Genomic DNA, 6,614 nt, shown 5'->3' with positions numbered 1-6,614 from the left:
GATGCTCTTCAATATGATTTAGTATGTCGCTCATGTTTCTGTGTTAAGAAAGCTTTGTGATGTCATTTTACCATGAATGTTACTATTTTGGAGATGTCTTGTGATTAATGCGCCGATGCCGCTTGAAACTTTACCGCCGATCGGAGTAGAATTGTCGTACATGAAATTTAGCTCGCCCCTAAGACGAGTCTGAATGTGGATAATTTCCAAAAAGCCGTTGCAAGCTAGGTTCCAATTAGATAGCAGCGGTTTTTTGGCGTTTACTTTTTTGGAAAATTTAGAGCATAGGTGGAACCGCCCGCTAGAAAATCAGCGAGCGGACAAGTAAGTCGCTGCGAGCGCAGCCACCTATTTCGACTTTCGGAAGACAGTTGTAGGGTTTAGGCGGGTCACGGGGGGCATAGACCTCGACTACCTCAACCTTTGGCTTAACAGTATTGAGAGCCTCTATCAAGGAAAAGAGCTGGGACAAGACATCAATACCTACTGGGTAGGATGCGTTTATTGCCTTGACCAATCGCTCTAATGCCTGCATTAAAGATTTGCAGATGTACCGCCAAAATATTGTAAATTTTGGGCGCATTACTCGCATTGCTTCAAAGTCCGATATAGAGTTCTCTCTCAGGAACTCTTTCAGACGTTTTGGATGGGTGTGTTGGTGAAGCGACTCTAGATTCATGCTGCTATGTTACTCGATTTCACAACCTTAGAATTTGGTCTCCTGGTCAAAAGCTATTTTTTTACCTCCTGAAACGAAACGAAAAACGAAACGCGAGCGTCCAGAAACTCACTCGTCGGGTTTAAAGGTAAAAGCACTAGACGAATGGCTCGCTCTGCGGGTTTCAGGACTCCCCAGTCAGTCGCCGATACTCAGCCTCAGCAGCCTTGTATTTCTCTGAGCCGCCTTTTGAGACTTGCCAAATCTCGCTGATGATTTTGCCCTTGCCGTAGCCGCGAGCCTGCAATTGCAGAATCCGTTCTCGGAGTTCGTCATCATCGTTCTGATCCCGTTGAACGTTCTCCTGTTCGTCTTCCTCAGAACTAAGCGCTAGAGCGCGTTCTAGGAGTTCTCTATCGCCACTAGACGCAATGAGTAGTTCTGCCTCGTTCCGCCGTTGTTGCTCAGCCACGTAAATTGAGGTGCTAAGTTCATCTGCCACGTCGGCATCAATGGCGCGCTCTTTCATGGCCTCGAATTCTTCAGCCTTAGCTACCTTCAGAGCACAGCGCCGTGCTTCAAAACAGCAAGCAAAGCCGGACGCCAGGGCAACACCCTGCATGAAATTGTGCAGGGGGATAGCCGGAATCTGAGTTGTAGTAAATCGATTTTCAGGATGGCAATAATTGCGTCATCCAGCAGCCATGCGGTAGCGCTGACTATGAGTTTGAGAGCAAAAAGTGCCTGCACGAACAGTAGCAGGTTCGGGTGAAGCGATGCCATCCAGCAGAGGAAGCTGGAGGCGATCGCAGTCAGCAAAAAGTTGTTACCGAGTGCGATCGCCTTTATCATTCTTTCACCCCGCCCAATAGCTTGGTTTTGATGTCTTCAATCCGTGCAGTAGCTTGGTTTTCAGCTTTTTCTAATCCAAAACCCAATCGGGCACTTGCCAGGGCGCAACCCTTGCAAGTGTTTGCCTAGACTTGCATCAGCTCTTAAACTTTCAATTGTCCACTAAAAACTCGGGTTCTGACGCACCCTACTAACCCTTACATTCTCAACCCTCAACGCGCCACAAACCGGAAAAGTTCTGCATCTGTTGATATGTGGGTATGTTAAATTGACACAATCATGAACTACAGCAGAACAATTCCGGCTATTTTGAGTGCTGCGATCGCCCTGAGCTCGATCGCCCTCATCCCACTCACATCACCTCCAATCGCCCTAGCCTTAACCGCCGACGCAGTTAAAACCGTCGCCAAACAAATCACCGTGCGGATCCAGGGAACAAAAGGCGGTTCGGGAGTAATTTTAGAGAAACAAGGTAGCACATACTATATACTCACCAACTGGCACGTAGTCGATAAACCAGGCGATTACGAGGTTGTAACTCCCGACGGTCAAGCTCACTCTGTATCATACGGGCTAATCCGGCGAATGCCCGGTGCGGATTTAGCGATCGTCCCCTTCAGCAGCCCTCAAAGCTACCCCCTCGCTCAATTAGCCAATTCCCCAGCAACTCCCGGAAAAAAGGCCTATGTGGCTGGCTGGCCGATATCCGGCGGTTCCCTGAGACAGCCGATTTTCATCGCTACGGAAGGTCAATTTACCGGCCGCCAAACTCCCTTGAACGGTTATACTTTGGTATACAACAACTTAGTGAGAGCGGGCATGAGCGGCGGGCCAGTGCTCGACGATGCGGGAAAAGTTGTCGCAATTAACGGCATTGTCAGGTTAGAAGACAATTCGGATAAAATCGTGGCGGCGGGAGTAGAAATCAATACTTTCATGAAATGGCGATCGACTGTTTCGCTACCAGTCCTTCCCCAATCGCCAACAGCCGCAAATCCGAAAACTCCGGCGAATAATCCGCCTCCCAAGCCCGGAAGTGCGATCGCCTTTGCAGCCACAAATACCCTCAAAGGGCCTTCAGAAGTTGTCAGTTCCCTTGCCCTAGCTTCCACTACTTTTACCACAGGAAATAGCAACGGCACAATCTCTGTTTGGAACTTTCCCAGCGGGCAATTAAAAACTACCGTGCAAGGACACACAGAAGCCATAAATACCCTAGCAGCGAGTGCGGATGGAAACCTGTTAGCTAGCGGCAGTGACGACAAAACAGTAAAAATTTGGAATTTAGAAACAAACGCGGTTGTTCGCACTTTGATCGGTCATTCTGGTGCTGTTTCGAGTGTTGCAGTCAGCCCCGACGCTCAGTTTGTGGTCAGTGGCAGTTGGGACAAAACGATTAAGATTTGGAATGCAAAAACAGGGGAATTGCTGCGGACTTTAACCGGGCATTCTGGATTAGTGAATGCTGTGGCAATTAGTCCCGACAAGAAAACTTTAGCTAGCGGTAGCCAAGATGGTTCAATTAGATTGTGGAATTTAACTACAGGTCAAGCAATTCGCACGATTGGTGGCAAAAACTTGTCTGTTTTGTCCCTAGCTTTTACTCCCGATCGCAAAACTTTGGCCGCCGGCAACAGCAACGGTACTGTTGGGTTGTGGAATGTCGGAAACGGCCAATTAATTCGGCGTTTGAGCGGACATACCGATGGAGTTTGGTCTGTGGCAATCAGTCGGGATGGGAGTATGCTGGTTACTGGGAGTTGGGATAAGAGCGTAAAACTGTGGGATGTGCGATCGGGTCAATTGAGAGGTAATTTGAGCGGACATTCTGGCTATGTTACTGCTGTAGGAATTAGCGCTGATGCTAAGACTATTGTGAGCGCGGGTTGGTTGGGAGAAATTAAGATTTGGAAAAGAATTTAGGATTTTTTAAATTAACCGTAGAGGGCAGTAAATTCGCTATTCAAACGACGTAATGAAGGAATCTAAATGAATGCAAATCTATCCAAAAATGGCTCATCATATCCGGTCGATTACCATAACAAAAACGGTTCGTAGTGCGGACTTCAGTCCGCTTTAATGCTGCGGACTGAAGTCCGCACTACGAACTAATTGACACTACGAACTAATTAACACGAACTAACTTTACTGCGGTTAATCGGTCGGAGACAATATCTAACAAAAAATCTAGTAAAAATCAAAAAAGCCTGAGGCAATATCACAAAAAAAAGGCACGGGATATTATATCAAATCCCCTCATCATCGAAATGATTCCTCTCTCTATTTTATCTCTCTGCGTCCTCTGCGCCCTCTGCGGTTTAATCACTCCCCTACAGCCGGATATGATAGTAATGCAAAAACTATAAAACCGTCCTATAAAGACGGAGTTTTCAACCCAATTTCTTAGTAAACCGGAATCCGTTACAATATATCAAACTCAATATTACAGTCAACTGGACAGGGATAATGTCAATAGCCGATCGCGCGCGCAGTTTCGGTGCGACTGGGATTAAGCGTTACGGATTAAAGCTTTCACGGTTCAGCCAATACAACAGAAGAGCTTTGATCGATGCTATAATTGGGCGAACACTGGGACTCTACGCACTCAACACTAAAACCGCGATCGCGATCGCCCTTGAATTTGCATTCAGCACAATGTTCAGGGATACTGCATAATTAAAAAGCTTTATTTTTAGTCCATAACCCCCAACCCATGAGAACTTACTACTGCGGCGAACTGCGAAGCAAACACATCGGAGAGACTGTCACCCTTTACGGCTGGGTGGATCGCCGCCGCGATCATGGCGGGGTGATTTTTCTCGACGTGCGCGATCGATCGGGTATCGTGCAAATTGTCAGCGATCCGCAACGCACCCCTGACTCCTATAACGGCGCTGAGGCTTTGCGCGGCGAATACGTGGTGAAAATTACCGGTAGAGTCACCAGCCGCCCGGAAGATTCCCTCAACCCCAAATTACCTACGGGTGAAATAGAAATTTACGCCTCGGAGATTGAGTTGCTGAATGCGGTGCGGAAACAGTTACCGTTTCAGATTTCGACGGCGGATAGTGAAAATGTGCGGGAAGATTTGCGCCTGAAATATCGGTATTTGGACTTGCGGCGCGATCGGATGAGTCGAAATTTGCAGCTTCGCCACCAAGTTGTCAAAGCTATGCGCCGCTACCTGGAAGATGTTGGTGGTTTTATTGAAGTTGAAACGCCGATTTTAACGCGATCGACTCCCGAAGGTGCGAGAGATTATTTAGTGCCCAGCCGCGTCAACTTGGGCGACTGGTACGCCTTGCCGCAATCGCCGCAATTGTTCAAACAATTGTTGATGGTTTCGGGTGTGGACAGATATTATCAAATTGCGCGCTGTTTCCGCGATGAAGATTTGCGCGCCGACAGACAGCCGGAATTTACGCAATTAGACATGGAAATGAGTTTCATGTCTTTGGAAGAAATCATCGAATTAAACGAAGGTTTGGTTTCCCAGATTTTCCAAAGCGTGAAAGGCGTAGAATTGTCTCTTCCTTTCCCGCGCTTGACTTACGCCGAAGCAATGGATCGCTACGGTAGCGATAAACCGGATACTCGTTTCGGTTTGGAATTAGTCGATGTTTCCGATTTGATGAAAGATTCGGGATTTAAGGTATTTTCCGGGGCGATTGCTGCGGGCGGAATTGTGAAAATTTTGCCAATTCCGGGCGGGAATGATGCTTTTTCTAATGAACGGATTAAAAAAGGCGATTTGTTTAAGGAAGCCAGCGAAGCCGGTGCGAAGGGATTGGCTTTTATTCGCGTGCGGGAGAATGGCGAAATTGATACTATCGGTGCAATTAAGGATAATTTGACGGAAGCTCAAAAACAGGAATTGCTCGATCGCACTGGCGCAAAACCCGGTCATTTGTTGTTGTTTGCAGCAGCCGACGCGACAACTGTCAATAAGACTTTGGATAGATTGCGTTTGTTCGTCGGTAACGACTTGGGATTGATTGACAAAGAGAAAATTAATCTGCTGTGGGTGACAGATTTCCCGATGTTTGAATGGAACGCTGACGAGAAGCGTTTAGAAGCCATCCATCACCCGTTTACTGCGCCGCATCCTGACGATATTCACGATTTGAAGACGGCGAGAGCTCAAGCTTATGACTTGGTGTTAAATGGCACGGAAGTGGGCGGCGGTTCTCTGCGGATTTACCAGCGGGATGTTCAGGAAAAGGTGTTTGAGGCGATCGGCTTATCGACTGAGGAAGCTTACAATAAGTTCGGCTTTTTGCTGGATGCGTTCGAGTACGGAACTCCTCCCCACGGAGGTATTGCTTACGGCTTGGATCGGTTGGTGATGCTGTTGGCTGGCGAGGAGTCGATTCGCGATGTGATCGCGTTTCCGAAGACGCAGCAGGCTGGTTGTTTGCTGACGAATGCGCCTGCTGGGGTGGATGAGAAGCAGTTGAAGGAGTTGCAAGTGCGATCGACTTATACACCCAAGTCAGAGTCTAAGTCATAGTTATTGTAGGGTGCGGAGCGGCTTGAATGTTTTGATGCACCCTACAAACTCAACTAAGTCATAAGTTTATGAAACACCTTGACAATTTAACCATCCATCGGTTCCGAGGCCTGCGAGATTTGAACTTGCAGGACTTAGGTCAAATCAACATCTTGGTTGGCGGGAATAACTCAGGAAAAACCAGCGTTTTAGAGGCGATATCAACCTATTGTCGCCCCTTAGATCCGCTGGAATGGCTGAACACATCGTGGCGCAGAGAAATTAAATATTCTCGCAAACCCCAGCTAGATGCTCTTAAATGGTTGTTTCCTCAAAATAAAGAACAAGAACAATTTGATGCTTACCAAGGAGAAACTCGTGTTTCGGGAAATGGTAAATTTGCAGTGAGAGAGTCGAGAGCAATTTACCAAGAATTTGAAGGAGTAGAATTATCCGAAAACGACGCTTTAGATATTAGCGAGAGGGAATTTTACAATTTTTTGCGTGGTGCAGAAATTGGTAGTGCCCTGAAGGAAAGGATCGGAGTAAGCTATAATTAGAGAAGTGTTTCCCATAGCGTGATATGACATTAGAAATTAGTTGCCCTAATTGTTG

General features: G+C 47.2%; 6 protein-coding genes. 4 read left to right on the top strand and 2 right to left on the bottom strand.

Annotation, left to right across the window (positions count from 1 at the left end; translation table 11 throughout):
* Positions 1–842: 842 nt before the first annotated feature.
* Together JGK39_RS32370 and JGK39_RS32365 are read right to left on the bottom strand one after the other, a co-directional pair.
* Positions 843–1,187 (bottom strand): hypothetical protein, encoded by a 345-nt coding sequence (locus JGK39_RS32370; protein WP_293322633.1) that lies wholly within the window; start codon positions 1,185–1,187, stop codon positions 843–845.
* A 29-nt stretch (positions 1,188–1,216) separates the two neighbouring features.
* Positions 1,217–1,510 (bottom strand): hypothetical protein, encoded by a 294-nt coding sequence (locus JGK39_RS32365; protein ID WP_293322630.1) that lies wholly within the window; start codon positions 1,508–1,510, stop codon positions 1,217–1,219.
* 279 nt (positions 1,511–1,789) lie between these two features.
* Here JGK39_RS32365 and JGK39_RS32360 point away from each other — a divergent pair, with 279 nt between their 5' ends.
* From JGK39_RS32360 to JGK39_RS32345, 4 genes are all read left to right on the top strand, one after another.
* Complete coding sequence (locus JGK39_RS32360) at positions 1,790–3,433, top strand: trypsin-like peptidase domain-containing protein (protein ID WP_293261490.1); 1,644 nt, start codon at positions 1,790–1,792, stop codon at positions 3,431–3,433.
* Positions 3,434–3,976: 543 nt separating this feature from the next.
* A complete protein-coding gene (locus JGK39_RS32355; protein ID WP_293261487.1) occupies positions 3,977–4,186 on the top strand; it encodes a hypothetical protein in 210 nt (69 codons plus the stop codon).
* 37 nt (positions 4,187–4,223) lie between these two features.
* On the top strand, positions 4,224–6,020 hold the full coding sequence (gene aspS, locus JGK39_RS32350) for an aspartate--tRNA ligase (RefSeq protein WP_293298853.1): 1,797 nt from the start codon (positions 4,224–4,226) through the stop codon (positions 6,018–6,020).
* Between the two features lie 68 nt (positions 6,021–6,088).
* On the top strand, positions 6,089–6,559 hold the full coding sequence (locus JGK39_RS32345) for an AAA family ATPase (RefSeq protein WP_293298850.1): 471 nt from the start codon (positions 6,089–6,091) through the stop codon (positions 6,557–6,559).
* Positions 6,560–6,614 lie beyond the last annotated feature (55 nt).

The organism is Microcoleus sp. PH2017_12_PCY_D_A, assembly GCF_020738565.1.
GTDB lineage: Bacteria > Cyanobacteriota > Cyanobacteriia > Cyanobacteriales > Microcoleaceae > Microcoleus.
Note: the sequence above shows the minus strand (reverse complement) of the source record. Positions and strands in the feature narration are given on the sequence as shown.

Excerpts from the sequence above, each read along its gene's own strand:
- JGK39_RS32370 (WP_293322633.1), bottom strand. The coding sequence starts at position 1,187 with ATGAAAGAGCGCGCCATTGATGCCGACGTGGCAGATGAACTTAGCACC.
- JGK39_RS32365 (WP_293322630.1), bottom strand. The coding sequence starts at position 1,510 with ATGATAAAGGCGATCGCACTCGGTAACAACTTTTTGCTGACTGCGATC.
- JGK39_RS32360 (WP_293261490.1), top strand. The coding sequence starts at position 1,790 with ATGAACTACAGCAGAACAATTCCGGCTATTTTGAGTGCTGCGATCGCC.
- JGK39_RS32355 (WP_293261487.1), top strand. The coding sequence starts at position 3,977 with ATGTCAATAGCCGATCGCGCGCGCAGTTTCGGTGCGACTGGGATTAAG.
- aspS (WP_293298853.1), top strand. The coding sequence starts at position 4,224 with ATGAGAACTTACTACTGCGGCGAACTGCGAAGCAAACACATCGGAGAG.
- JGK39_RS32345 (WP_293298850.1), top strand. The coding sequence starts at position 6,089 with ATGAAACACCTTGACAATTTAACCATCCATCGGTTCCGAGGCCTGCGA.